The 25,004-nt window shown below is 57.7% G+C and carries 18 protein-coding genes; 9 read left to right on the top strand and 9 right to left on the bottom strand.

The genetic code is table 11. The features are described from left to right. Positions 1-4: 4 nt before the first annotated feature. From CA85_RS01230 to murQ, 4 genes are all read right to left on the bottom strand, one after another. Positions 5-1,516, bottom strand: a complete 1,512-nt coding sequence (locus CA85_RS01230; RefSeq protein ID WP_146389421.1) for an HTTM domain-containing protein — start codon at positions 1,514-1,516, stop codon at positions 5-7. A gap of 6 nt (positions 1,517-1,522) precedes the next feature. Continuing rightward, a complete protein-coding gene (locus tag CA85_RS24675) occupies positions 1,523-1,690 on the bottom strand; it encodes a hypothetical protein (RefSeq protein ID WP_186774678.1) in 168 nt (55 codons plus the stop codon). A gap of 189 nt (positions 1,691-1,879) precedes the next feature. Next, on the bottom strand, positions 1,880-2,809 hold the full coding sequence (locus CA85_RS01225) for an N-acetylglucosamine kinase (RefSeq protein ID WP_186774677.1): 930 nt from the start codon (positions 2,807-2,809) through the stop codon (positions 1,880-1,882). Next, positions 2,806-3,702 carry an N-acetylmuramic acid 6-phosphate etherase gene (gene murQ / locus CA85_RS01220; protein WP_146389417.1) on the bottom strand — a complete coding sequence of 299 codons (897 nt, stop codon included), beginning with the start codon at positions 3,700-3,702 and terminating at the stop codon, positions 2,806-2,808. The genes CA85_RS01225 and murQ overlap by 4 nt, the downstream gene beginning before the upstream one ends. Before the next feature lie 45 nt (positions 3,703-3,747). Here murQ and CA85_RS01215 point away from each other — a divergent pair, with 45 nt between their 5' ends. From CA85_RS01215 to uvrA, 3 genes are all read left to right on the top strand, one after another. Beyond that, entirely contained in the window at positions 3,748-5,295 is a 1,548-nt protein-coding gene (locus CA85_RS01215) for a sodium:solute symporter family transporter (RefSeq protein ID WP_246112392.1), read from the top strand. 257 nt (positions 5,296-5,552) lie between these two features. Next, complete coding sequence (locus tag CA85_RS01210; RefSeq protein ID WP_146389415.1) at positions 5,553-7,307, top strand: SHD1 domain-containing protein; 1,755 nt, start codon at positions 5,553-5,555, stop codon at positions 7,305-7,307. Between the two features lie 223 nt (positions 7,308-7,530). Continuing rightward, a complete protein-coding gene (uvrA, locus tag CA85_RS01205) occupies positions 7,531-10,005 on the top strand; it encodes an excinuclease ABC subunit UvrA (protein WP_146389413.1) in 2,475 nt (824 codons plus the stop codon). 149 nt (positions 10,006-10,154) lie between these two features. Here the strand turns inward: uvrA and CA85_RS01200 are convergent, their stop codons facing one another. Beyond that, positions 10,155-10,538, bottom strand: a complete 384-nt coding sequence (locus CA85_RS01200; RefSeq protein ID WP_146389411.1) for a hypothetical protein — start codon at positions 10,536-10,538, stop codon at positions 10,155-10,157. Between the two features lie 44 nt (positions 10,539-10,582). Next, positions 10,583-11,179 (bottom strand): hypothetical protein, encoded by a 597-nt coding sequence (locus tag CA85_RS01195; RefSeq protein WP_146389409.1) that lies wholly within the window; start codon positions 11,177-11,179, stop codon positions 10,583-10,585. Positions 11,180-11,879: 700 nt separating this feature from the next. Between CA85_RS01195 and CA85_RS01190 the strand changes: the two genes are divergently transcribed. The 4 genes from CA85_RS01190 to gatB all read left to right on the top strand — a co-directional run bounded on the left by CA85_RS01190 (position 11,880) and on the right by gatB (position 19,418). Further along, the gene (locus tag CA85_RS01190) at positions 11,880-14,318 is read left to right on the top strand and encodes a DNA gyrase/topoisomerase IV subunit A (protein WP_146389407.1); all 2,439 of its coding nucleotides are present in this window, start codon (positions 11,880-11,882) and stop codon (positions 14,316-14,318) included. Positions 14,319-14,377: 59 nt separating this feature from the next. Then, positions 14,378-16,297: a DNA gyrase/topoisomerase IV subunit B gene (locus CA85_RS01185; protein ID WP_146389405.1), complete on the top strand. Its 1,920-nt coding sequence runs from the start codon at positions 14,378-14,380 to the stop codon at positions 16,295-16,297. 179 nt (positions 16,298-16,476) lie between these two features. Then, positions 16,477-17,775 carry a Gfo/Idh/MocA family protein gene (locus CA85_RS01180; RefSeq protein WP_146389403.1) on the top strand — a complete coding sequence of 433 codons (1,299 nt, stop codon included), beginning with the start codon at positions 16,477-16,479 and terminating at the stop codon, positions 17,773-17,775. Between the two features lie 146 nt (positions 17,776-17,921). Then, a complete protein-coding gene (gene gatB / locus CA85_RS01175) occupies positions 17,922-19,418 on the top strand; it encodes an Asp-tRNA(Asn)/Glu-tRNA(Gln) amidotransferase subunit GatB (protein ID WP_146389401.1) in 1,497 nt (498 codons plus the stop codon). A gap of 24 nt (positions 19,419-19,442) precedes the next feature. Here gatB and CA85_RS01170 read toward each other — a convergent pair whose 3' ends face one another. Further along, positions 19,443-21,065 (bottom strand): sulfatase family protein, encoded by a 1,623-nt coding sequence (locus CA85_RS01170; protein ID WP_246112390.1) that lies wholly within the window; start codon positions 21,063-21,065, stop codon positions 19,443-19,445. A gap of 81 nt (positions 21,066-21,146) precedes the next feature. Between CA85_RS01170 and CA85_RS01165 the strand changes: the two genes are divergently transcribed. After that, a complete protein-coding gene (locus CA85_RS01165) occupies positions 21,147-23,456 on the top strand; it encodes an acetylxylan esterase (RefSeq protein ID WP_146389397.1) in 2,310 nt (769 codons plus the stop codon). A 403-nt stretch (positions 23,457-23,859) separates the two neighbouring features. After that, positions 23,860-24,147 (top strand): transposase, encoded by a 288-nt coding sequence (locus tag CA85_RS26065; protein WP_222435383.1) that lies wholly within the window; start codon positions 23,860-23,862, stop codon positions 24,145-24,147. A 20-nt stretch (positions 24,148-24,167) separates the two neighbouring features. Here the strand turns inward: CA85_RS26065 and CA85_RS01155 are convergent, their stop codons facing one another. Both CA85_RS01155 and CA85_RS01150 read right to left on the bottom strand, forming a co-directional pair. After that, on the bottom strand, positions 24,168-24,596 hold the full coding sequence (locus tag CA85_RS01155) for a hypothetical protein (protein WP_146389395.1): 429 nt from the start codon (positions 24,594-24,596) through the stop codon (positions 24,168-24,170). A 121-nt stretch (positions 24,597-24,717) separates the two neighbouring features. Further along, positions 24,718-25,004, bottom strand: a 287-nt coding sequence (locus CA85_RS01150; protein WP_146389886.1) for an ISAs1 family transposase, incomplete at its 5' end; no start/stop codon positions are given.

Raw genomic sequence — 25,004 nt, 5'->3', positions numbered from 1 at the left:
GCCGCTAGGCCTCGTTGAGTTCGAGGGTGTATAAAAATCGTTGCATGTACGCATCGGGATCCTCGGGGTCATTGAGTTCCTGCATGTACTGCAATTCAATCGCTTCGATCCGTTCTTGAGCACCATGCTCTCGTTTCCACTGGAACGCCAAATATCGACAGAGCGGTTCGCGGAAGGCGTAGTAGTGGTCCCTGACAAGATTGCTGTAGAACTTTCGCCAGCGATGGTCGGGAAAGCGGCGATAGGGAAAGGCTGGCCGAGAAAATGTCTCTCTGTCAGCTGGAACGCCATCACGAAGCAAATCGGCATACCGATAGTCCGGCTGGCGCGCCAGCACGATGAACCAACCGTCTCGATTGGATGCGTAGTCGAATAGACGCCAGCTCTGCTGCAGCGAGAGCAGTTCACCCACTCTCCGCGCCGCAGGCGGGATCACGTCGTAGCCGATGACGCGTCGCGCGGCCAGGTTCCATGTGATGACGTACAGCAGCGAAAACAGAACCACCCCTGCCGCGACAGCACGGCTGAGACCGCCGATGCGAAATGGGGCGGGTTGCACACCGGTCGCGATATCCGCATTGTAGGCCTCGGTGGACTCCGATTTGCCTCGACGGATTGCCCATCGACGCCCCATCCGTTTCTCGAACGCGTCCCAGAACCCAGTGGGAAGGAAGAGTAGCAACGCCGTCCAGCAAACGAAGGAGAATAGTCCGACGGTGAGTGTCAACTCGACGCCGACGTGCATGAGAGCGAGCGCTGCGACGACGGCACACCGCGCACGCCAATATCGCGGTGGTATCCAGAGCAGAAACGCTAGCAGGTGTTCGGCGACAACAACCGCGGTACCGGAGATCGAGGTGAGGTTGGGGTAAGATTGAAGTGCATAGGCGAGTGGACGCGCGTATCCACCATCGCAGAATATTCGGTGCAGCTCGTTGCCGTGCAGCCAATCACCAGTCAACTTCCAGGAGCCTGCCATGAAGTACATCAGCGAGACCTGTAGCAGGAGCGCAGCCGAAGCAATCGAGCTCGTCCGGTAGCGAATGAGAGCCGTCCCCAGCTTGAAGCGTCCATTCGACGGCAATGGCAGAAACATGGCCCAGAACAGCAGCATTCGCAACAGATCATCGCCACCGTTCTGCAGCAACGGTGTCCGGCATTGTACCGACGCCCACAAAACCCAACAGGCAATCGTGGCAATCGGGGCGCAGAACCCGATCGTCAAACAGACTGCTGCGATTCCAGATACCATGAAGAGCAGGTAGGCAAACCCCAGGGAGCCACTCCACAGGTGCAGAGACCAACGCCAGGTGCCTTCGTAGTTGCCGCCAACCAAAGTCGAGGGCATGACACCGATGTCGGTGTAGTGCGCCTCGAGCGACGTCGCTCGAATGATTAAGTCGACCAGCAGCACGATTCCGATCGCTATCCGAAACGCGGTGAGGGATCGCGGATCGATCTCGACGAACTTCCGTGCTCGCCTCCGGAAAGACGATTGCTTTTCTATCGCCGTCATCAGTGCCTACTTGCTACGCGCGATCGCCTGCGCAATCACGCCAGAGGCAAAGACGATTGCTCCAGCAATGGCCAAGGCTCCGTCGTTGGATGATATCCGCAGGAACAGTCCCACCACACCTACCAAGCAAATCAAAGCGCCAACGAACTGGGTCGCAGTGCAGTTTACGGACATGCCATGATTCCGTTTCCAGAGAAAGTACGAGGCGGGGAGACGCATTGCAATTCAGTCTGCGTCGACTCGCGTATGTCGCGATCGCCCTGTTGCAATGAGAGCCCGGCAAAGGGCACATGTTACCGACACGACAAATACGACGCAAGCAATTTCAGCCGTCCAGTGCTCGAGAATGATTTAGGAACAAGTTTATCCCACACAAGCTTTCCAGGCGAGCTCGAGGGCTCCCTCGGCGGGATTGCCGATCCAACGCACTTCGCGCGGTTCCACCTCCAATTGACGCAGCCGGGATTCCAGCAGTTCCCGGTAGATCGGCTGATTCAACAAGACGCTTCCGGCGCAGGCAAGTGTATACGATCGGGCGGCGAATCTGAGCTGATGGGACACTGCCGCGACCAGGTCTGCGAGGGCGTGAGCACCGGCATGAACGATTTCCTGCGCAACCGCGTCATGGCCATACTCCTCAAAGACCAGTGGCGCGAGCGACGCAATGCGTTGTCGTGCGTCGGTACCGTCGTAGCACCAGGCGATGATGTGATCGGGTGAGGCGAGATCGAGATACGCGAGGACAGGGGGCACGAGGCTGGTCGTGCTTTGGCGGGCATCGGCGGACATGCAGCAGTGTCGGAGGATCTCTTTTCCCAGCCAGAAACCGCTGCCTTCATCATCGAGCAGGTAGCCACAACCTCCCGCTCGTGTCGTCTGTCCGCGATGGCTGCATCCCCACGCCATCGATCCGGTACCCGCAATCAAGGCAACGCCAACTGAATCACTGGCGGCGAGTAAACATTCGGCATCGCTGACAACGGCTGGATGGACGGCAAGTTTCGATGCCACGCACCAATCGAGGATCCGCTGTTGCTCTTCTTGGCGGCCTGCGCCGGCGATGCAAAGACACGCATGCGAAACTGTCGTAGGTTTGATGCTAGCCGCCTGGAAGGCGCGTTGGACGGTTTCTCCAATTTCGCCGAGGGCGCGCTCGAACCCTACCGACCGAGGATTGCCGGCCCCGCCGACCGCGGTTGTGATACCGTGCAACTGCCCGTCGGTGACTCGGCCGAGCGACACGCGGGTTTTGGAACCGCCGGCATCGACGCCGAGAACGTATGCACTGTTCACGCTTTCAACGCTTCGCGTAATTGACCATCGCTCTGCTGCAAACGCTCCCGAGCCTCCGCCGCATCGACACCACGAACGTGCGAGACGATTGCTGTCTTGAGATCTCCATCGCAGCGGCCGAGAAGTCCTGCGGCGGCATCTGCGGACAGTCCCGTCAGTTCGCCGACGATGCGGATACTGCGGCGGCGGAGCTTGTCGTTGGAGGCACGGAGGTCGACCATCCAGTTTCCATAGGTCTTGCCGATTCGAACCATCGCACCGGTCGTCAACATATTCAGGACCATTTTCGTTGCGGTGCCCGCTTTAAGCCGTGTCGATCCGCTGAGGATTTCTGGCCCGACGACGGGAGCGATGATGGTATCGGCGTGTCGGTGCAGACGTGAGTTGGCATTGCAGGTCAAGCCCACGGTGGCCGCTCCGGTCTGACGAGCGTAATCGAGTCCACCGATCACGTAAGGCGTGCCGCCGCTCGATGCGATCCCCACGAGCGTGTCGTTCGCGTTGAAGTTGTGCTTGGCCAAGTCCTCCGCGGCGAGCGTCACGGAATCTTCTGCGCCCTCGATCGCTTGTCGCAGGGCGGTATCGCCTCCTGCGATGATCCCGATCACCATTTCCGGTGGCGTATTGAACGTGGGTGGACACTCCGATGCATCGAGCACGCCGAGACGCCCCGAAGTGCCAGCGCCGATGTAGAATAGCCGGCCACCGGATTGGAAACTGTTCACCACAACGTCGATCGCTTCAGCAATCGCCTCGGATTCTTTCGCCACAGCCGCCGCCAACGTGGCGTCCTCGGCGTTCATGAGCTGAACGATTTCGGGCGCTGTCATCAAATCGAGATGATCTGAACGTTCATTTCGGGCCTCGGTGGTCAGTTCGTGAGATGGATCCATACGCCCGGTCACTCCCAGATGAGTGTATGTCCCTGAGTCGGAGAATTGATTTTGCTTCACATTGGTCATATCGACGCCATGGTCCTCTTCGTCTCGGTCGCCGCGGCGATCGCGATCGGGCTGCGATTGAGTGGTAAAAATGATTCCGTCGAGGCGTTCTTGGTTGGCAATCGTGATCTTCCGTGGTGGGCCATTTTAGGGTCGATCGTGGCCACGGAAACCAGTACCGCGACGGTGCTCAGCGTCCCGGGGGCCGGCTACGGCCCGGTCGGCATGCGTTTCTTGCAGATCACGTTCGGTTTTCTGATCGGACGGACCATTGTGGTGCAGTTGCTTCTGCCGCTGTTCTTCCAGGGCAAACTGATGAGCGCCTACGAGGTGCTCAATAAACGTTTCGGTGGTGCTGTTGAAAAATTTGCTTCGCTACTGTTTCTCGTCACTCGGAATCTCGGCGATGGGCTGCGTCTGTTTCTCGCCGCGGTGGTCCTGCACAAACTCGCCGGCTGGGATTTGGCCACCAGTGCGATTGCCATCGGCGCTATCACGATCTTCTACACCTACTTCGGTGGCATGAAAAGTGTCATTTGGAATGATTGTATCCAGTTCGTGGTCTACATGCTCGGGGCCGTGGCGACCGTGTTCGTGATTTCAAACCAGATTTCGGGAGGCTGGCCCACTTTTTGGGAATTTGCGACAACGCACGATAAGCTAACCGTGTTTCAGTTGACGCCGCCCGCAGGATTTTCCTCGTCGACGTGGCTGTGGGTGTTGTCCGAACCGTTTAACTTCTATGCCGCTGTGATCGGTGGTGCCGTGCTGTCACTGGGGACTCATGGCACTGATCAGATGATGGTGCAGCGATACCTCAGTGCACGGAGTGAGCGTGATGCTGCCCGCGCCATCCTGCTCAGCGCCGTTGTGGTTTCGATCCAGTTTGCATTGTTTCTGTTCATTGGCGTGCTGCTGGCGTGTTACTACGCACAGAACCCAGGCACGCAGTTCACCACATCCGATGAAGTCTACGCTGATTTCATTGTCAATCACTTCCCACGCAACACCGGGCTCGTGGGGCTGATGCTCGCCGCGATTCTCGCCGCCGCCATGTCGACTCTATCCAGTTCGCTCAATGCATCTGCGTCGGCTGTGTTGAACGATTTTTATCTGCCGCTAACGAGCACGGTACCATCACCCGGTCGGCTTCTATCGATCACCCGCAGGCTCGCCATCGCCTTTGGTGCCATCCAGGTCATGATTGGCATCTGGGCGATTTCATTGGATGCATCCGTCGTCAGCAATTCGTTGACAATCGCTGGGTACTCCGCAGGACTGTTACTCGGCTTGTTCCTTCTCGGTGTCCTGACCACTGGAGTGCGCACTGCCGACGCCTTGATCGGCGCACTCTGCGGTCTCGCGGTACTGCTGTGCGTGCAGTTCCTGCTTCCCAGCCTCACCCGATCTGCTGACCTGGAGTCAGGGATACGTGTCGCCTGGCCGTGGTTCGCACTGATTGGATCGAGTGTGACGTTTTTCGTCGGAGTTGGGTTGGCTCGACTCCGGTCACACACCGGGGATGAGCGTGGTGGTGACGTCTAAGCATCGCGTGATCAATAAGTGGCGATGTTTTGCGACGGTTCTTCTTGGAATTTAGTGGCATGGAAGTCGCGGTTGAACCGATCGATTCTCGGATCCTACGTGGACATAGCCCCCGTGCAGGAAAGCCAACGAGACACGTCTCGTGCATCCATTTGAGATCGAAAGACTTGCAGTGCTGCGGTGCGGTTCCAGCTGCATTATGGTAATCTGGGCCAATCCCTCCCCCCTCCCCACCCTCGAAGTCCCCAGAGGTCATCATGTTTCGATTCATTGCCTTCGGTTGTCTATTCGGCTTGCTCCTGCCCAGCGTCCCCTGCGTGTCAGCAGAGACGTGGACCGATACCACGGGCAAATTTGCGATCGAGGCCGAATTCCAAGGCGTGGAGGGAAAAAGCATCATTTTGCTTAGGGCCAACGGGCAAAAGATCACAGTGCCCATCGCCAAGCTGAGCCCGGAGAGTCGAGCTCAAGCCAAAGCACTCTACCAGGCGATGATGCGGGCGGCCGATGAGGCGGCCGAATCGGATCCCGGTTCTTCGGCCGGTGCGACAGCTCCACTGCACGCGACACGCTCTCTGAACTTTCAGGCGCCGACTCCTCCCGCTATTTCTGCGATGCCATCGTTTCCCGACGGTATGTCGGTCGAACAAACGCTGGCGTTTGTCCAAAAGCAAGTCTTTGCGGGGCATCCGGGTGTCTTTTGGTACGCCTTGCCGAAGGACATGCGAAAGACGTTTGACGATCCACGGCTTCGCAAAGCCGTCAATCCGTTTGTCAATGAACAGCAAACGATGATCACCGAGTTGGAGACGCTTGTCTTCAAGAGCATCGAAGTCCTGGTCACGAAAAAAGACTTTGTCCTCGGATCGAAGATGCTTGAGGACCTTCCGCCGCCAATTCAACCGCTCTTCCAAAAGGGTTACGACCCCGCGGTGGGTGTCGCGTATGAAGTGGCGGATTTCGGATTTTCATTTGATCCCACCCAACACAGTGTTACTGAGATGGTGGACTATCACTTTCCGAGAATTGGCGCGCACCTGAAATCGCTGTTGGCAATGGTTCCCGACGACTCGAGAGCCAAGATTCTCGAGGGTGTGTCGGTAGAACAGATCGACGCGGACCACGCGATAGTCCATCTTCCACCGCCCCCGGCCACAGCGACACCTGGGGTCGCCGGACCGTCCGCCACAATGATCCCCGAATCTCTTGAGATGGTGCGCGTGGATCAGCGATGGGTGCCGAAAAAAGTTGTCGATAGTTGGCGGGATCTGCAAAGCCAACTGGATAGCGGCACGATCGAGGAGAAGATCAATCAGGTGCAAGCGGAGAATGTGAACCAAACGCAAGGTGCCAGCATGATGTTGGGCATGTTCAAAGGGATGATTGAAAGTGCCCTCGACTCCATGCTCGCGGCGAAAACACAGGAAGAGTTCGATGCTGCCTTCGAGCAGCAAGCGGCGATGCCGGGCGGCGAATTTGGTGAAATGGGATTTTCCGATGGCGGCGAAGTCGAATTTCACATGGGCGCCGACGGCATGGAAGAGGACAAACCGCTCCCGCCGGCCTCGGGGAGTGTGCCCGAAGGCTGGGCTCTCGAACTGGATTCCATCACGATCCCCGAGACCCCGGCAGTGGCTTATTTCAGTGGCGAGGAAGCTCCGATTGTTGACGCTGTTCTGCAGAATGGAATCCTGGAACTGTGGGATGCCGATGAGCAGGGGCACTTCAACGACAGCGGTTTTGTCATCTTCCTATTTCTCGATGAAGGCGAAAGCGTCGGTGGAAAAACTTTCTCTGTGAGTCCAAAATCTGGGTTTGGGTCGCCCCATGTGCACCGAAAACTGCGTGCCGACAACATGAGCGATACGGAGATGATGATGAACGGCTACGCGATGGAGTTGGAGTTTGGCGAAGTGGCTGGTGGCAAAGTAACAGGCAAAATCTACCTGTGCCTGCCCGATGAAGAACGCAGTATGGTGAGTGGGACGTTTGCCGCGGATGTTAGTGAGTAACGGTACGGCAATGTACCCCCGAGGTTGACGTCTTCGACGGAGCTGGAGCCATGCCTTGAAAACCTCGGGCGCATGCTTCCGTCGGATGATCCGGAAAATTTCGCGGATTTGTTAGGATCCGGCTGACGAGATTTCTGTTTCCATATTCGCTCCAGGTGGAGTTCCTCCCATCGTTTCATCCCAAGCCAAGGCAGCCTCGAGGGTTCTCGAGCATAGCATTCAGGTGCGTGGTGCCCGTGTGCACAACCTCAAGAACGTCGACGTGGATCTGCCCCGCAATTCTCTTGTCGTGTTCACGGGGGTCTCCGGTTCGGGCAAGTCGTCGCTGGCGTTCGGGACCTTGTTCGCGGAATCCCAGCGTCGATATCTCGATTCGGTATCGCCGTACGCGCGGCGGTTGATCGACCAAGTCGGCGAACCCGATGTGGATTCGATTGACGGATTGCCGCCTGCGGTCGCCTTACAGCAGCAGCGGGGAACGCCATCGGCACGCTCCTCGGTGGGCAGTGTGACGACGATCTCCAATGGGCTGCGGATGCTCTACTCGCGCGCAGGCACCTATCCTCGCGGTCAATCGATCCTCTACGCAGACGCCTTCTCGCCCAACACACCCGAGGGTGCCTGCCCACGCTGCCACGGAATCGGCCGCGTTTTTGACGTGACCGAGAAACTGCTCGTTCCCGATGACCGGCTGACGATTCGCGAGGGAGCGATCGCCGCCTGGCCGCCTGCGTGGCAGGGTAAGAATTTGCGAGGCATTCTCATCACTCTCGGCCATGATGTCGACAAACCATGGAAGAAATTGCCGCAGAAAACTCGCGATTGGATTCTCTACACCGACGAGACCCCCGAAGTGCCTGTCTATCCCGGGCTGGATCGTGATCAGGTTCGTGATGCCATCGAACGTGGGGATTCCCCGAGTTACATGGGCACCTACTCCAGTGCCCGCCGCTATGTCTTGAATTCGTTTGCCACCACCCAGAGTCAACGGACCAAGAAACGCGTCTCGCAGTACATGCAGATCTCAGAGTGCCCGGACTGCCAAGGCAAAATGTTGAAGCGCGAATCGCTCGCAGTCAAGTTTGCGGGGCTCGATATCGGTGAACTGTCCCAGTTGTCGTTGACCGAACTCGCCGAGAAGCTGCGAGCCGTCATCGAGGCGAAACCCACCGCGAAAGACTTGCACCGTGAACGAACAATCGTTGCCGAGCGAATTGCAACGGATATTCTGGCCCGTGTCGAAACGCTGACCACTTTGGGGCTGGGGTACCTTTCGCTACAACGCAGCACACCGACGCTCTCACCGGGTGAACTCCAACGACTGCGTCTCGCGACCCAGCTCCGTTCGAAGCTCTTCGGCGTCGTTTATGTGCTCGACGAGCCTTCGGCCGGTTTGCACCCCGCCGACACCCAGGCCCTCCTCGGCGCACTCGATGAACTGAAGGAAACCGGAAATTCCCTGTTCGTCGTCGAGCATGAAGTGAGCGTTATTGAGCACGCGGACTGGATCGTCGACATCGGCCCCGACGCGGGCCAGCACGGCGGCGAGGTCGTTTACAGCGGTCCCATTGCGGGTTTGCGAGACGTTCCCCACTCGCACACCGCGGAGCATCTCTATCAGGGGGGCGAACCGAAGCGGCCTCTGTCAGCTGGACAGACGCGTCAATCTGAGAATTGGTTGGAGCTGGTGGAGATTGAACGAAACAATCTGCAGGGTTTGGATGTTAAATTTCCCCTCGGGGTGATGACCACGGTGACGGGCGTATCGGGATCGGGGAAATCGAGTATGGTCAGCCAGGCCCTCGTGGAGCTGGTGCGAGACTCACTCGGACAGAAACCGGCCGTCGATGCGCCCGCTAGCGAAGTGGATCTGTTGGAGCAGGCCGGGGAAACCCCGACGGGCGGCAAGATCGCTGGCGGGGCGAATCATGTGCGGCGTTTGGTGAGCGTGGACCAGAAACCGATCGGCCGTACCCCCCGGTCCAATCTCGCCACGTACACCGGTTTGTTTGATCACGTTCGCAAGCTATTCGCGGCAACAAAGAAGGCAAAATCTCGGCGCTACGACGTGGGGCGGTTTTCGTTCAATGTCGCCAAGGGGCGCTGTGCGAACTGCGAAGGGGCCGGGTTCGTGAGCGTGGAGTTGCTCTTTCTCCCCAGTGTGTACACCCCTTGTCCAGTCTGCCAGGGCCAGCGTTACAACGGCGAGACTCTGGAGGTGATCTACCGCGGCAAGAACATCGCGGAGGTACTCGACCTGACGGTCGAGCAAGCAAATGAGTTTTTTGGCGATGAGCCTCCCATCCAGCGGGCGCTGGAGGCACTCCTGCAGGTCGGGTTGGGTTACCTAAGGCTGGGACAACCTGCCACAGAACTGTCGGGAGGTGAGGCGCAACGGATCAAACTCGCCACCGAGCTACAACGCGCCCAACGCGGCGATACCCTCTACGTTCTCGACGAACCGACCACGGGGCTGCATCCCGCCGATGTCGATATGTTGATGTCGCAGTTGAACGGGTTGGTCGATGCCGGCAACACCGTCATCTTGGTCGAACACGATATGCAGGTAGCTCGCCAGAGCGACTGGATCATCGATGTCGGTCCGGGGGCGGGAGATCAAGGCGGCCGCATCGTCGCCCAGGGACCACCGGCAAAAGTGGCCCGGTCGCGAAAGAGCCGTACGGCCGCGTTCTTGTAACGTCGGTGGCTGAGACAACGAGTCCAAAGCCGCAGGACTCGTCGCCTCGTCCACTACTAAAACACATATTCATCGTGTGTTGCTTAGCTCCACCTACGGTGGATCGACGACAATGGGTACGCGTCACGCGGCCCGTGCCCGCCGGTTGACTACCAAGGCCCGCGGACGTAGTAAATTCCATACTGGTCGGTGTGGCTGGGCCAATTCGGTGTGGGCCGGAATTGGCCTGGCGCGGCCGCTCCAGGGGAAGATGCGTTTCGCCCGAATTGGTGGTGGACCGGATACATCAGGTTCTGACTGACTCCCCATGAGTACGTCTGCCGCATGCTGACCGTTGGCGGTACGACCAATGCGGTCGGTTGACCGTAGGGGGCATAGTAATAGTTGCCATGCCACGGCCGGGTGTTGGCATAGTTAAGGTTCCAGACGTGCGTCATTCCGTAGATATCGCTAGCCTCGGCCTTCGGGGCTGCTGGCGATCCGCCGCAGACGCCGGCGACAACCGCCAGTGAGAGTAAAGTCTTTCGAATCATGTCAGATTTCCTGATCGTTGATGGTGTTGAGCCAACTTCGTCCTCTAGCGAGGAATCCGCAGCACGTTCCAGTAGAAGTTGCTGAGCCCCGTCCGAACGGGCGGGTAGTAGTACGAGACATGCGTCCGATTCATCCCGCGTCCACCGTCATAATAGTTGTGGAACCGATCATGGTGCTTATAAAGCATCTCATGAGGATAAAAAGGTTGATACGTCAGGTAGGTTTGTCCGACATGCCGCGGGACAGGGACTGGTGCGGCGTACATCTGCGCGTTGGCCGAGTTGGCAGCACCCTGGGTGTAGAAGTTGTAGAACAGGTCCGGTTGGCCGTACTCGCGGCCTTGGATCCCGCCAGCCCCGTAGCCACCGCCGCCGCAATTTCCTGAGGCGCAGTCGCCGCCTGTCGATTGGACTTCGCCGCCGGAGTCGACACCGCTGGCGGATTCACCGACGACGGTGTCGCTGACGACTCGAGAACTGACGACGCGCTCGCCACCGTGATAGCCGTGGCCACCAAAGGCGTGTGCATCCGGGGCGTTGGATACCAGCGACGCGGAAGCCGCTAAGGCGACCAGGACCGATTGGTAACGACGTTTGGCTGTTCGGGCCGTCGACACGGGTTGTTTCATTTTACGCTTCATGTGCGCGTTCCTCCTGAACGACGACCTAGTTGAGATGTTTACTTGGAGTGGTTTCGGTCGCCAACTGCAGCGAAAGCCAGCACTTTGTCGCTGCTCGCTAGGACCGCGAGTTTAGGGCGAATCGATCTATCCGTCAGAAACCGATCAGCCGCTCGAAGCGGCCTTGGTAATCCGACGCGTCAGCGAGGATCACTTGTTCGCCACGCAAAACACTGCGTTTTCCTCGCTGACGCGTCGGGTTGCCATCGTGATGATGCCCCGCACGGGGGCAAAATAGATGGCATTGGCCTTACAGCCCTCGGCTCACCATCGCGGAGCCAACATCGAATCAATCGACAGGCCGGAAAACCACCGGATCCACGATTTACTTCACTTTCCCGGCGAAGCTGGGAGGGTCGGAAGACGAGCCTTTCGCGAGTGTTCCGGGGAGGGTCGACGCAACGGAAAGCTCCAAACCAGCGTGATTCTCCCTCCCCGTCCTCGCATCGCTCCTGGCGCTGGTCCAAATCGGGGAATTGAGAATTGGCTTCAGTTTGTCGCGATTCAGTCCGATCCCTTAGTCGGGACAGCCGCTAGGGTTTCACTACTAGGCACAGGGTAGCTATAACCCCCAGAACCCCAGTCCCCACTTTCGGCTTCCGCCCATCGGGCCTCCGGCCATCGACTCAATCGCAAACCAATACGACAGGAACCACCAGGCGTGGCAAAACGGCGTTCATCCTCCTCCAACGGCTCGAAAAGTAGAAAACCCAAACGCGGGGGTGTTCCGGATGAGTCCATGTTCCAGGACATTGAAAACATCCCGCTGCGGATGGCTGCTCAAGACCGCTATCTGAACTACTCGCTCTCGGTGATCACGTCGCGGGCGCTGCCCGACGTGCGGGACGGCTTGAAACCGGTCCAGCGGCGGATTCTCTACACGATGTTTCAGCAGCGGCTCGATTCGACGGCAAAGCATCGCAAGTGTGCCAAAGTGGTTGGCGACGTGATGGGTAACTACCACCCGCACGGTGACAGCTCGATCTACGAAGCGTTGGTGCGGATGAGCCAATCGTTTTCGCTGCGGATGCCGATGATCGACGGCAGCGGTAATTTCGGCAGTATCGATGGCGATAATGCCGCCGCGATGCGGTATACCGAGTGCCGGATGATGCCCATTGCCACGGAGGTACTCGCTGACCTCGCCACACGCACTGTCGCCTTCAAGCCGAGCTACGATGGCACGCGGGAAGAACCGGTTGTGCTGCCTTCGCGTGTTCCCAACATGCTCGTCAACGGTGCCACCGGCATCGCCGTGGGGATGGCCACAAACATCCCACCGCACAACCTAAAGGAAGTCTGCAACGCGCTGCTGAAGTTGTTACGTGATCCCGAGATCAAGGACTACCAACTCGTCGCGGGCGACGCGATCGCTGGCCCCGATTTCCCGACCGGTGGGTTGATCGTCAACACGAAAGAGGAACTGCGTGAAATCTATTCAACAGGCTCCGGGACGATCAAGCTGCGCGGGGTCGGCGAAGTCGCTGAATCATCCAAATCTGGCGACGTTCTCCGCATCACGGAAATCCCATTTGGCGTCAACAAGGCTCAAATGGTCGAGCGGATCACCGAGCTCGTCTATGCCAACAAGCTGCCGCTCGTCGAGGAAGTACGCGATCTGTCGAGCGAAGACATTCGCGTCGATCTATTGCTGAAGAAAAATGCGGACCCCGAGAAGGTGCTCGCCTATCTCTACAAGCACACGCCACTGCAGACGAATTTCAATGTCAACTTGACCTGCCTGACGCCGACGGAAAATCCAGAGGTCGGATCACCGCGGCGGTTATCGCTCAAAGAAATTCTATGGTACTTTCTCAAGTTCCGCTTCGACGTGCTGACAGCGCGTTTGACCAATGAACTGAACTCGCTGCTGCGTCGCATCCACATCCTCGAGGGATTCGCGATCGTCTTCGACGCCCTCGACACGATCATCAAGATCATCCGTGGCAGCGATGGCAAGTCGGACGCGGCGGCGAAGATCATGAAGCGATTCCCCGCCGAGAAAGGGGGCCTCGATGCGGAACAAACCGACGCGATTCTCGAACTGAAGCTCTATCGTCTGGCGCGTTTGGAAATCAACGTGATTCTCGACGAGCTGAAAGCGAAACGAAAACGCGTCAAGGAAATCGAGAAGCTGCTCGCCGATGACCACGAGGACTTCGCCTCTTCAGGACGTTGGAACATCATTCGTGACGAACTCAATGAACTCGTTACCCAGTATGGCAAGAGCGAGGCGGGGCGACGACGCAGCAAAATTACGGTGCCCACCGAAGAGGTCGAGTACACCGAAGAAGACTTCATCATCGCCGAGAACTGTCACGTGATGGTGACTGTCGATGGCTGGATCAAACGGCAGAAACTGATCGCGGACCCCACCAAGAGTCGACTGCGTCAGGGCGACCAAGTTCTCGCCTGCGTCGCCGGGAATACACGAGAAACCATCGCGTTGTTCAGTTCACTCGGTGTCTGCTACACCGCCCGCATGCAAGACATCCCCGCCTCGACCGGTTTCGGTGAACCGATCCAGAAACTATTCAAGTTCAAGGACGGTGAACGTATTGTCGCGGCCGTGTCACTCGACCCGCGAGTCATCGGCAATATCACCGAAGACCCCAAAGGCGTCTACTATCCCGAAACGCACGCCCTTGCCGTCTCGAGTGACGGGTACGCTCTCCGCTTTGGCCTGCAGTCCTTTGCCGAACCGTCCACCCGTGCCGGTCGCCGGTTTGCGCGTGTCAAACCAGGTGCCTCGATCGTGAACGTCGTTACGATCCATGGAACGGAAACGGTGTTGGCTGTCTCGGCTGATGCCCGGGCGATGGTTTGTCCGGTCGATGAGGTCAACTACCTCTCAGGTGCAGGAAAGGGCGTGTTGCTGATCAAACTCGCGGCAACGGATCGAATGCTTGGTTTCAAGCCGTCGACTGGGGATCGTGATCTGTTAACTGTCGTCACTAATCGGGGTGCCAAGAAAACGATCTCAACGGCGAAATACCGCACAACCTCCCGCGGCGGGCGAGGGATCGAACTGCAGAAGAACGGTAAGATCGCTGAGATCGTTCCATTACCCATCGAACCGCCGACGAACTTTGACGAATAGCCGACGACCGCGCGCTGCCCCTTCTCCCATACTCGTTTCTTATCCGCTGATTCTCAACCATGTCGACTGCTACTTCACCGAAATCGTACAACGCAAAAGACATCGTCGCGCTGGAAGGACTCGATCCGGTTCGCAAGCGTCCAGGGATGTACATTGGCGGTGTCAACTCGGCCGGGCTGCATCACTTGATCTGGGAAATCGTCGACAACTCGGTCGACGAAGCCATGAACGGGCATGCCAGCGAAATCACAGTGACGCTCCACAAAGATGAGCAAACGATCACCGTCAGCGACAATGGCCGCGGCATTCCTGTCGACAAACACCCGAAAACGAAAAAGCCTGCTCTCGAGATGGTGCTGACGGTGCTCCATGCGGGCGGCAAGTTTGAAGGTGCCAACTACAAGACATCCGGCGGATTGCACGGTGTGGGAGCGTCTGTTGTCAACGCGCTCAGCAAAGAAATGACCGCAGTCGTCAAACGCGATGGCGCGCAGTACCGGATGTCTTTTGCACGAGGGGTGCCGACGACCAAGTTGCAAAAGCTCAAGGGCGCCGTCCGCGGTACCGGGACGACGATCACGTTCAAACCCGACCCCACGATTTTCCCCAAGACAACCTTCAATAGTGAGACCATCGCGGCGCGGCTCGAGACGGCATCGTTCCTTCATCGCGGCGTCAAAGTCAACTACATCGACGAAGCCGCGGGGACTAAGGTCACCTACCTGCATGAAAACGGCATCGTTGATTATCTCGCCAAAGTGATCAAGGAACGTGGCGCGCGAGCGATCCATGACACGCCGTTCACTTACCGGATCGATGAAAACGAACGTCTCGAGGTCGCGTTGCGGTGGACGGAGTCGACCGATGAACATGTCCGCTCGTACGTCAACGGCATCCCCACTGCCAACGGGGGTTCGCACGAGAACGGTTTCCGCGGCGGGCTCGTCAAAGCGGTACGCAACTACATCGATACGCATGACCTGACGCCGCGCGGTGTCAAAATCACCCACGAGGATATCCGTGAGGGATTGATTGCGATCGTGTCGCTCTTCATCGCGGAACCTCAGTTCCAGGGCCAGACCAAAGATCGATTGAACAACCCGGAGGCTCAAGGGTTTGTCGAGTCCAACGTCCGTGGCGCGATGGAACAGTGGCTCAATAACAATCCCAGTATCGCCGACGGCGTGATCGCACGTGTGATTGCCGCCGCCCGTGCCCGGGCCGCCTCGCGAGCGGCCAGCGAAGCGGTCTCGCGAAAAGGGGGCTCGAAACGCGTGATGTTGCCGAGCAAACTCGGCGACTGTGTATCGGGAGGCAAGGGCCAATCGGAACTGTTTATCGTCGAAGGCGATTCGGCAGGTGGCAGTGCCAAGCAAGGACGTGACCGCAACTACCAAGCAATCTTGCCGCTGCGAGGAAAGGTGCTCAACACCGAGTCCGCAACGCTGAAGAAAATTCTGGATAACAAGGAGATCCAGGACCTGATCGCCACGCTCGGTTGCGGGATCGGAGCACACGTGAATCTGGCCGACCTGCGATACAACCGGGTGATCTTGCTCGCTGATGCCGATTCCGACGGCCATCACATTACGACCCTCTTGCTCACGTTCTTCTACCGCCACATGCCCGCTTTGATCGCCGACGGTCGGTTGTACATTGCCGTTCCGCCGCTCTACCGCGTCGACATCGGCAAGGAAACTTACTGGGCCGCTGACGAGCCGGCACGTGACGAGATCGTCAGCGAACATGGCGGTCGCTCGGAACCCAAGATCACACGTTTTAAAGGTCTCGGCGAAATGGATCCGAAGGTTCTTTGGAATACCACGCTCGATCCCAGCAAACGACGATTGCTAAAAGTAGACATCGACGATCACTTGGAGACGGATCGGGCGATCAGTGATCTGATGGGCCGTGACGCGTCGGCCCGGTTCCGGTTCATCATGGAGCGTGCCGAAGACGCAAGCGAAATCGACGTGTAGGCAACACACCGTCTCCATCCACTCCCGTTCTCAAGGAACACGAGAACAATGAGTGGCACAAGCTTCCAGCTTGCGGTGGGCAAAAATCGCAAACTGGAAGCTTACAGCACTTTTAAACTCGCCACTTATTATTTCGACGTTCCTAAATTTCAACCATTCACCGCGAGGCACCGTTAACGATGACTATCCAACATTCTCGACGCGATATTTTGAAATCCTCCGCTGCTTCCGCGGCTGGGGTGGCTTTCTATCACGGCGCGTCGGCGCGCCGACTCTCGGCAGCCGAGAGTCCTAATGAAAAGCTCAAGATCGCCTGCATCGGTATCGGTGGACGTGGGGCGGCGAACGTCAACGGCGTCAAAAGCCAAGATATCATTGCATTGGTCGATGTTGACCAAAAGCGGGCTGGCGGCACGTTCGAGAAGTTTCCCAACGTCACCCGGTACACCGACTACCGGAAGATGTTTGACAAGCTGGGCGGGGAACTCGATGCCGTCGTGATCAGTACGCCTGACCACACCCACTTTCATCCCGCCAATATCGCGATGCAGCACGACTTGCACCTGTATCTTGAGAAACCGTTGGCTCACAACGTCTTCGAGACACGGACCCTCTGCGATCTCGCGAAGAAGAAGAAGCTCGCTACTCAGCTCGGTAATCAACGCCACGCAATGTCCAACATGCACCGGGTGGTGGAATCCATCCAATCAGGTGCGATCGGGAAGGTGGAGGAAGTTCATTGCTGGGTCGGTGGCGATCGGGGCATGCCCAAGATGCCGACCGACAGACCGCCCGTTCCCGGGACGCTCGACTATGATCTGTGGATCGGTCCCGCGCAGTTCTACCCGTACCAACCATCGATCACGCCCTATGGATGGCGGTTCTGGTGGGAATTCGGCACGGGCGAAACGGGGAACTGGGGCTGTCACATTTTGGACATCCCGTACTGGTCGCTCGGGCTCCGCCATCCCGATCGCGTCGAGGCAGCCGGCCCTCCCGTCGACGCGTTGCGAACGCCCAAGTCGATGCACGTGACTTATCGCTTCCCCGAATCCAACCAGGGTTCACCGATCGATTTGCACTGGTACCACGGAACCCCCAACGAGTTATTGCAAAAACACGGAATCTCGGCCAAGGGAATGAACACCGTGTTCCTGGGCAGCGAGGGAATCCTGGCATGCGGTTTCGGTTCGCGAAAACTGTACCCCGAAGAGCAATTCGCAGACTATCGTGCCCCGGATCCGTTCATTGCCGATTCGCCGGGTTTCTACAATGAGTGGATTGCCGCCTGCAAAGGGGGAGAACCAGCGACCTGCCAATTCGACTACACCGGACCGATGGCTGAATCAGTGCTGTTGGGCAACGTGGCCTATCGGACGGGTGGCTTTGACTGGGACTCGGCGAACCTGTCGACCGGTGACAATGTCAACGCGCAGGCATTGATCCGCACCCCTTACCGTAAAGGCTGGGAAATCTAACTTCATCGGTCGATGGTACGAATCTGCTCGCGGTATCGCTGGGAGGCGATTGCGATACAATGGCATCCGTCGCGGGTGCCGTTGCTGATTCGTACAACGCAGGCTTTTTGGGCTCGCCTTTTTCTCTCTCCTTCACTCCTATCGACATGCCGACATCCACTCGCCTCGCGTCCGATCGCTACCCCGTGACCGTCATCATTGGGTTGGAGGTTCACGCCCAGCTCAAGACGCAGACCAAACTATTTTGCGGTTGCGCGACTCAGTTCGGGATGCCTGCCAACACTCAGGTTTGCCCGGTTTGTTTGGGCATGCCCGGGGCGCTTCCAGTGATCAACCGCGAAGCGATTGAGTTGTCGGTGCGTACAGGGTTGGCACTGAACTGCTCGATCCCCCCGCTGACGAAATGGGATCGCAAGCAGTATTTCTATCCCGATTTGCCCAAGGGGTATCAGATCAGCCAGTTTGATCTGCCGATCTGCGCTGACGGTTATCTCGACATCACCGATCCTGCCGACCCCGATTCGACTCGCCACATCGGCATCGTTCGCGCCCACCTCGAGGAGGATGCGGGCAAGAGCATGCACGACGAATCCGCTGGCGTTTCGGATACGAAGATCGATCTGAATCGTTGTGGTACGCCGCTGCTCGAAATTGTCAGCCAACCGGATCTGCGTTCGGCTGCCGAAGCAAAGGAGTACCTCAGCGAACTGAAGTTGCTGCTGACGCACCTTGCAGTGTCCGACTGCGAGATGCAGGAGGGCAGTCTCCGCGCCGATGCCAACGTGAACCTGCACCTCGACGTTGATGGCAAGAAAGTGGCAACACCGATTGTGGAGGTCAAGAATCTCAATAGCTTCCGCAACGTCCAGCGTGCGATCGATTATGAAGTCGAGCGTCAGTTAGTCGCCTGGGAGGATTCGGGCGAAACGATCAACGACGCGCCCAAACGTACCTTTGGATGGGACGACGCCAGCGAGCGAACTTTTCCGCAGAGAGAAAAAGAAGAGTCCGCCGACTATCGCTACTTCCCCGATCCCGATTTGTTGCCGGTCCGGTTGCCGCGCGACATGATCGACGAAATACGAAGTTCACTCGGCGAACTGCCCGCCGTAACCCGGACTCGCTTGCAAAATCAGTACGGCCTGAAGTTCTACGACGCCGATGTGATCGTCAATCAGGGCCCAGCGATGATCGACTACTTTGAAACCGCAGCCTCTCATAGCGGTGATCCGAAAAAGACGTCTTCTTGGATCATGCAAGAGGTCATGCGGACGATCAAAGAACGCGATGTTGAGATCCAATCATTCCCGGTGCCACCGAATCGGCTTGGTGAACTGGTGCACAAAATCGTCGACGGCAAGCTCGATAACGCCCGGGCGCGGGACGTGTTTGAATATCTGCTCGATCACGACGAGAACGTCGATACGGCTCTCGCCGCCCTCGGCATCGAAGCGGTCGGCGAAGACGATCTGCTCGAACTCTGTCGAGAACTGCTGGCTGCCAACCCTCAAGTCGTCGAGGACGTTCAAGGCGGAAAGCAGCAAGCAGTCGGCGCCTTGATCGGGAAAGCCAGAGCGAAGAATCCCAACGCGAATCCGAAAGCGGTCCGGCAAACCCTGCTCGACTTGATCGCTCAAGCCTAATCGCCGGTCGGGAAAACACCGATGCTAGACACCTTCCGCGTTCACCCGCTCGGCATTGCGATCGTGGCCCGGTGGTGGCATCTGATTCTTTGCTCGTATTTTCTTGCCGAGTTTCAGCGAGACGCCCGTCTCCCGGTCAAAGCCGTCGCCGGTGATCTGATCGGGAGTCGAGTCACCTGTTTCCTGCCGCCATTTCAGCAGAGCCGCTGCCAAGCGGTCGCGGGTCGATGCATGCTCGGGCTGATTCACTAGGTTGTGGGTTTGAAATGGGTCGGCCTGACGATCGTAGAGTTCCTGGGCTGGCCGTGGCGCGCGTAATACGTCGGCTTGAGCATCGCTGAGCTTCTCGCCTCTCTCGTTGGCGGCGCGAAGGTCCTGATGGGTGGGGCTGCGGACGGAATCTGCGGGACCTTGAGAGGCAAATTCGGGTCGATCGTTCTGGACATAGAGGTACTGTTTGTCGCGGACCGCACGGCCGAGAGCTTCATAATCGTGCCAATTATGCTCCGAGAACGCATAGGGACGGATCGTCGCTTGCGAGTCTGAATACAGCGGGACCAGCGACCGCCCCTGAAAGGTTTCTGGCCGCTCGATACCGGCGAGCTCGAGAATTGTTGGTGCGATATCAATGACATTGGCCAACGAATCGCTGGCCGTTCCCGCTGAGCTCACGCTCGGGCCCGAAAGAAACAGGAACGTTTGCATTCCATCATCGTTGAGCCGCGTTTTGCCCCTCGGAAACGGACGCCCATTGTCCGCCAACACAAACAAGTACGTGTTGTCCCAGATCTTCTCTTGCTTCAATTCGTCAATTACTTCTCCAACATAATGGTCGAAGCGGGTGACCTCGTTGAGATACGATGCGAAGTCTTCGCGAGTTTGTACTGTGTCGACGAATGCCGGTGGCAATTGCAAGTCGTCACCACGATGCTGTGGGCCGTACTTGGCCACGTCCCATTGACCGTCGGCATCCCAATTACGATGAGCGTCATAGCTCGCCAACCATAAAAAGAAGGGCTGGTCAGCGGGGCGATCTTGCAATGTTTTCACCCAGTTTGCGTGCCCCCCCGTGTTCTTGGGGGTCGCCTTTTTATTGACGCCTCTGTCAATTTTATCGAAGGCCTCGGGGGGCACCACGACATCTTGCGGCGGCTGCGACCATGACATGTGGTTCTTGCCTGAGAGTGCGGTGTAGTATCCCTGTTCACGGAGGATTCCCGTCACCGAAGGCAGGTGCCAGGGAATGGGCTGGTGCAGTTCGCAGGCGGGACCATTGTTATGTGGATAGCGTCCCGTGATGATCGATGCCCGCGATGGACTGCAACTGCTCGTGGTCAGGAAAGCATTGGTCAGCCGTAAACTCTCACCTGCGAGTGCGTCCAGCCGCGGCGTCCGTGCATTTGCACTGCCGTAGCAGCCCAGATCTCGAAAGCCGATATCGTCGGCGATGATCAAGACGAAGTTCGGCTGCTCGCTGGTACTCGCTTCGACAGACTCAGCTCGGACCGCTGAGCGAGCTTGTGTCGACAGCAACACGATGGTCGTCGCAAGCAATGTGGGAAGGATTGTCCGCATCAAAATGTCACCTTGGGAGAGTGGGAAGAACGGGAGGGTGCTTAAACACGGCACGAGACATCGATCGCTCATCGTAACCCGTCACGCCCCCGCTGGGGCAGAACGGGTACAATGACGACCATATTATCTCGACACTCTTTCTGATGAACCCCCATGCGATCACGTTTTCCGACCCTTCGATGCGCCACCATGGCTGGCGTGTTTCTTCTCACCGCAGCGATCGCAATCGGTCAGGATGCGTCCGTTCTGAGCGTGATGCCCGCTGGTCAGTCTCCCCCCGACGCTAGGCTTGGCGAACTGAAAACGCTCAACGGTCATTTTCCGTTTCGTGTGCCCGAGACGAAGGCCGCGTGGCAGGCTCGCGCCGATCAATTGCGGCAGACGATCCTCGTGTCGACGGGTTTGTCGCCCCTCCCCAAGCGAACACCGCTCAACGCGGTGATCCATGGCAAGCTGCAGCGAGATGGCTTTACGATCGAGAGAGTTTATTTCGAGAGTCTTCCCGGTCACTTCGTCACTGGGTTGCTGTTCCGCCCCGACGGCGACAGCACCGAGAACGGCAATCCCACCGATGGAAAATACCCGGCAATTCTCTCTCCGCACGGTCATGGGGGCCGGATGCAGCGATACTCCGATGGGGAGATTCAGCAGAAGATCGAAGCTGGCGCCGAACGCTTTGTCGATTCAGGCCAAACCCCGAAACTCGCTCGTTGTGTCCAGCTCGCGAGAATGGGCTGCGTGACGTTTATTTTTGACATGCTCGGTTACGGCGACTCGCTGCAGATCTCTCGCGAGACGGTCCACCGCCATGCCGAACTGCGCCGCGAAGACAAACGACCCACCGATGGTTCTCTTCCGACCTCCTGGCCGCTATTCAGTATCGATGCCGACTTGCGACTGCAATCCGTGATGGGCCTGCAGACTTGGAATGCGATCCGATCGCTTGACTTCCTCGCGAGTCTGCCCGACGTCGACCCACAGCGACTCGGTATGACAGGCGGCAGTGGGGGCGGTACTCAAGCCATCCTGCTCGGAGCGATTGATCCGCGTGTGAAAGTCAGTTTTCCCAACGGCATGGTGTCCACCTCGATGCAGGGTGGCTGCTACTGCGAGAACTGTTCTCTGCTGCGTGTCGATACGGGCAATGTTGAGTTAGCGGCACTGATGGCTCCACGCCCGATGGCGTGTACCGCAGCGGACGATTGGACCCGCGACATGCTGCACGATGGCTATCCACAATTGCGGACCCTGTATGGCTTGTTCGGGAAAACCGATCACGTGCAGTGTTCCGATCTTCTCCAATTCCCGCACAACTTCAACTATGTGACGCGCAGCGTGATGTATCCGTGGATGAACCAGCACCTTGGGTTGGGGGCGGACGCACCGATCGTGGAGGCTGACTTTGCCGTGATTACTGATGACGACGGTCTGGTCTGGGGAGAGGAACACCCGCAGCCGACGCAAGTTGGAGTCGAACACGAGAAAGCTGTTTGCCAGTGGATGGATGCTCAGGCAGCGGCTGGGCTCGAGTCGTGGTGGCCGAACTCCGAGGACGATTCGGGCGATGGTTCCACCAAGCTTCGGCAAGCTTGGCGGACGATTCTCTCGCTCGCCGATTCTTCGCTGTCCGCTCTAGAGACGGCTCAGTTGAAACGACATAGCGATAAGCTGGGGATAGATGGTGTCGAGGTCCAAACCGGATTGATCCGCAACGCGGAGCGTGGAGCGGCGATTCCGTTTGCTTCTCTGCGGGCCGATGACGCAGCGAACTCTCCCGCCGCTGTCGTCGTCTGGTTCCGCCCCGGGGGCAAAGCGTCACTCGACTCAATGACGCAGGAAGAACGGGATCTGGTTCGACAACTGCTCGTTTCCGAACGCGAAATTTTGGTTCCCGATCTATTCGGTCAGGGCGAGTTGTCTGTGGGTGGCGAGGCAGACCGGCAGCGGGTGATCGCGGACGACCGTCCGTTTGCCGCTTTCACTTTCGGTTACAACCGCACTCGCATGGCCGAACAAGTTGCCGATGCGATCGATGTGATTCGTTATGCAGATTCACGCAGCGACAGTTCCGTCTCGATCCTGGGAACCGGCGACGCCGCCCCGGCATCGCTCGCAGCGATCGCTCTGAGCGACACGGATGTCGAGGCCGCAGCGGTCCTGTTGGACGGTTTTCGGTTCGTTCACGCGGACACCTACCGATCGCCTGGATTCGTGCCTGGCTCGGTCAAGTATGGGGATGTCGATGCCCTCGTTGCGCTGGTCTCGCCGCATCCGCTCATGCTCCGCGATAACGCAGCCCGATCAGCTTCCTCATCCACCATCGAAGCACTGCCGGATGATCTCGCAGGGCTGCAGCGCCTCGATCCTGCCGGCGACGAATTGCCAGTCAAACAGCTGGTCGCGTTTCTAAGCACATCTCGCGGCCAAGAGCTGCCGCACTCCGACGGGGCTGTTCAGAAGTAACCATCCGTTGCGCTGAATCACTCGCGAAGCCAACCGAGGGGGGGCTTTCGGGAGTTCAGTGGCTGGATCGCTTGAAACGCATTGAATCTGTATTTTGTTGGGATGAAAGATCTCAACCAACACTACCGACTACTTCTTGGGCTCAGCGACGAATGGAAAGTCGTCGACGTTGACCTCGATCTCAACGCCAACCGAGTCATCGTCGACCTGGAACATTCCGGTGACAAGCTCTGCTGTCTTGAGTGCTTTGGATCTTGTTCACGAAGCGATACTGCTGCGAAACGAACGTGGCGCCATCTCGATACGATGCAATTCGCGACCGAGATTCGAGCAGCGGTTCCGCGAAGCAAGTGCCTTGCAACGAAAACCAGCGAAATGACGTCGAATCCGTCTCGATGGACATGTGGACGGCGTTCATGACAAATTTCACGTCAGCAAGTATCTCGGCGAAGCGGTCGACAAGGTGCGCCGTCGAGAACAGCGAGAACTGATACTGGAGCCATGCCTTGAAAACCTCGGGCGCACGCTTCCGTCGAATGAGCCTTCTTTTGCGGCAAGCTCGAACTCAATCCATTCATTCCTAGCCACTAAATTCCTTGAAGAACCAAATAATGATTGCAATCACGTGGTCGCGACGAGCGATTCTCAATTGTCAAAACGCCCAGCTTCGCGACGCGAGTGCATTGCATGATTATCCGCCGTTCTGCCGTGTCACCGTGCGGCACCAATAATCCATATTGTGAATAAGGTAAACCCAACGAGGAGGGCAGAGTAGATACCTGACATGAGGAACCCCTTGGGTATGCCGATCGGTTTTGTCTTGAGTTTTTGATTAAATAGGGTGTATTCCTCGACAGCGTGAGAATAAACAAGGCCACCGGTAAAGAAGAACGACGTTACTGCGAATGCGTAAGTCGCCCAGGGAGATCCGATGGTCCAATGAGCAATTGACGCTACGGTATTCGTAGCGCAAATTACGATTGCCATTGATCGCATCGCAGAATTCATTGAAAGTTCACGATCAACGATCATTGTCGAAATTAGCGTCAATGCCGCGCCGGTGAGGAAGGTCACGGCGTAAAGAAAAATGAGTGGGCCAACGAAGTAAATCGCAAGTTTGAGGGAGAAAACGTCGGTCAAGGCTCTGTTCGCAGATTGCGAGTTCGGGAAACTACTGGCGACAGTGCGCGCAATTAGATTTGAGTCGAATAACTCCCAAGGTCACCGGGTAACGTGGCACCGCAGCCACGGCAAACGCACACTATAGCACGGGAATTCCCAGTACTTTAGCGAGATAGTCCAGGTTCCAACCAGCGACTCGTCGCCTCATCGCAACGCTGTACTTGTCGTCTTGCTGCTTGAGCATGCTCAGACCAAAGCGTTTCAGCCACGCCATATTGTTCGCAGTGTTTCGCTCGCGCACTCGATTTTCATCCTCGCGGAATGTCACATCGAGGCACCAATGAAGCGTGTTCTCGATCGCCCAGTGACCGCGTACGTAGCGAGCAAACTTCTTTACTCCCGGTACAATCGAAGCGATGAAGAATC

The organism is Allorhodopirellula solitaria (assembly GCF_007859855.1).
Taxonomy (GTDB): domain Bacteria; phylum Planctomycetota; class Planctomycetia; order Pirellulales; family Pirellulaceae; genus Rhodopirellula; species Rhodopirellula solitaria.
The sequence above is the reverse complement of the archived record's forward strand: the minus strand, read 5'-3'. Positions and strand labels throughout refer to the sequence as shown.